We start from the raw sequence: 614 nt of genomic DNA, 5'->3' as shown, positions 1-614 counted from the left end.
CCTTTAAAGCCGATTACGGCTCCGGCCAGTGTTTTTCCTAGCTGCATTTCGGTGGCGGGCCCGGCAACGTGGCCAACATCTAACCCTAGATATACTTGTTGCCCTGCTTTGTATTGCCAGTTGAGGTTGTTGTTCCAATACCAGCCTCGTTCTCCCATCAGGCTCATTTCGCCATTAAAGCCTCGAACGGTATAACGCCCGCCTATGGAAATTTGGTCTTGGGTGATTAATGGGGTTTTGTTCCACTGGCCGTGAAAGTTGCTGTCGTAGCTCAGATGTTGTTTACCCCAGGTGAATGGCAGCATGAAGCCAACATCAGCACTGATGATTTTCATGCGTGAGGTGCCTTCTCCAAACTCTTCTTCGGGTGCACGTAAGCTGTTACCCGCACCAGTGCCGCGTTTGTACCCTATTCCTAGGTTGAGGATGGCGTTGCCGATGTACTCTTGATGGTTCAGGTTGACTGTCCAGCCAGCTGTACGTCGTTGCTGGACTTCGATTTCGGCATCGTTAATGAAGTTGTGTGATTCGCGCCGCCACAGTTTGGCAGTCATGTCGGTTTTGCGGTGGCTGTTGCGATACAACATGCGGGTAATGCCAAAATCGGTATTGTC

Annotated in this window: 1 protein-coding gene; it reads right to left on the bottom strand. The window is 51.0% G+C overall.

Going from position 1 to position 614, the window contains the following annotated elements; genetic code table 11:
- Window positions 1–614 (bottom strand): ShlB/FhaC/HecB family hemolysin secretion/activation protein (locus tag MJ764_RS11375; RefSeq protein ID WP_239327140.1); only part of this gene is annotated, 614 nt, incomplete at both ends.

This window comes from Snodgrassella gandavensis (genome assembly GCF_914768025.1).
GTDB classification, from domain to species: Bacteria; Pseudomonadota; Gammaproteobacteria; order Burkholderiales; family Neisseriaceae; genus Snodgrassella; species Snodgrassella gandavensis.
The sequence above is the reverse complement of the archived record's forward strand: the minus strand, read 5'-3'. Positions and strand labels throughout refer to the sequence as shown.